The organism is Oribacterium sinus, assembly GCF_014202695.1.
Classification (GTDB): domain Bacteria; phylum Bacillota; class Clostridia; order Lachnospirales; family Lachnospiraceae; genus Oribacterium; species Oribacterium sinus.
This window is the reverse complement of sequence record NZ_JACHHH010000019.1, coordinates 1-2,242: the sequence shown is the minus strand read 5'-3', so window position 1 is coordinate 2,242 and position 2,242 is coordinate 1. Positions and strand designations below refer to the sequence as shown.

The 2,242-nt window shown below is 49.2% G+C and carries 1 rRNA gene; it reads left to right on the top strand.

Features of this window, described 5'->3' with window-relative positions:
* Positions 1 to 47: 47 nt before the first annotated feature.
* Positions 48 to 2,242: ribosomal RNA gene (locus HNQ46_RS11910) — 23S ribosomal RNA — on the top strand; the annotation flags it as partial.

Below are 2,242 nucleotides of genomic sequence, written 5' to 3'. Positions count from 1 at the left end.
GAGATACACGCTAGTATCTCGAACACTTGAGCGATCAAGTGGAGAATTGGTTAAGCAATAAGAGCATAGGGTGAATGCCTAGGCACTGAGAGCCGAAGAAAGACGTGATAAGCTGCGAAAAGCTGCGGGGATTGGCAAATACGATTTGATCCGCAGATATCTGAATGGGGAAACCCACTAGAGAAAAGCTCTAGTACTGTACAGCCAATACATAACTGTACAGAGGGAACCCGCTGAACTGAAACATCTAAGTAGGCGGAGGAAGAGAAAACAACAGTGATTCCGAAAGTAGTGGCGAGCGAAATCGGAAGAGCCCAAACCAAGGTGCGTGCACCTTGGGGTTCGGACCGCATTTAGTTCCGTAAGTGAGTGGAAGACGATGGAAAGCGTTGCCATAGAGGGTGAAAGCCCCTTACACGAAGCGTAAAGGAATGAGCGGAATCCAGAGTACTGTCAGACACGTGGAACCTGGCAGGAATACGGGGGGACCACCCCCTAAGGCTAAATACTACTCAGTGACCGATAGCGATTAGTACTGTGAAGGAAAGGTGAAAAGGACCCCGGGAGGGGAGTGAAAGAGAACCTGAAACCCTGTGTTTACAAACTGTGGAACAGCGCAAGCTGAACCGCGTACTTTTTGTAGAACGGTCCGGCGAGTTATAGTTACTGGCAAGGTTAAGGACTTAAGGTCCGGAGCCGAAGCGAGAGCGAGTCTGAATAGGGCGCAAAGTCAGTAGATATAGACCCGAAACCGGGTGACCTATCCATGTCCAGGATGAAGCTAAAGTAAAATTTGGTGGAGGTCCGAACGCACATCCGTTGAAAAGGGTGGCGATGAGGTGTGGATAGCGGAGAAATTCCAATCGAACCCGGAGATAGCTGGTTCTCCTCGAAATAGCTTTAGGGCTAGCCTCATGGAGAGTCTAACGCAGGTAGAGCACTGAATTCTTGAGGGGGCGTCAAAGTCTACCAATAGATATCAAACTCCGAATGGCGTATAGATATACATGGGAGTCAGACTGCGGGATATAAATTCCGTAGTCAAAAGGGAAACAGCCCAGATCTACAGCTAAGGTCCCAAAGTACATGTTAAGTGGTAAAGGATGTGGGATTTCATAGACAACTAGGATGTTGGCTTAGAAGCAGCCACACATTCAAAGAGTGCGTAATAGCTCACTAGTCGAGAGGTCCTGCGCCGAAAATTAACGGGGCTAAAACATGACACCGAAGCTTAGGGATGTAGCAATACATCGGTAGAGGAGCATTGAAAACACGTAGAAGCGGTACCGGAAGGAGCCGTGGAGAGTTTTGAAGAGAGAATGCCGGAATGAGTAGCGAGATGGAGGTGAGAATCCTCCAGGCCGAATATCTAAGGTTTCCAGGGTAAAGCTGATCTGCCCTGGGTAAGTCGGGGCCTAAGGCGAGGCTGAGAAGCGTAGTCGATGGACAACTGGTGTAGATTCCAGTACCTTACTAAATCAGAAATGTGGGGACACATGGAGAAAGAGAGAGCCGGGAATGAGAAGACCGGTGCAAGGGAGGTAGGAGTGTAGTAGGAAAAACCGCTATACAATCTGAAGACCTGATGCGGATCGAAAAGAAGTAGAGAAGCTCTTGGACTCTGTGGCGAGAAAAGCCGCTATTGTGTTTAGTAAGCCCGTACCGCAAACCGACACAGGTAGATGAGGAGAGAATCCTAAGGCCGGCGGGAGAAGCATTGTTAAGGAACTCGGCAAAATGACCCCGTAACTTCGGGAGAAGGGGTGCCCAGGCAACTGGGCCGCAGAGAAAAGGCTCAAGCAACTGTTTAGCAAAAACACAGGTCTATGCGAAACCGTAAGGTAAAGTATATGGGCTGACGCCTGCCCGGTGCTGGAAGGTTAAGAGGAGAGGTTAGAGCAATCGAAGCTTTGAATTGAAGCCCCAGTAAACGGCGGCCGTAACTATAACGGTCCTAAGGTAGCGAAATTCCTTGTCGGGTAAGTTCCGACCCGCACGAAAGGCGTAATGATTTGAGCGCTGTCTCAACAATGCACCCGGTGAAATTGAAGTGCCAGTGAAGATGCTGGTTACCCGCGCCAGGACGGAAAGACCCCATGGAGCTTTACTCCAGCTTGATACTGGGATTCGGTAATGTATGCACAGGATAGGTGGGAGACGAAGAAGATAGAACTTCGGTTTTATCAGAGTCGCTGTTGGGATACCACCCTTATGTTATTGGATTTCTAACCTTAGGCCGTAA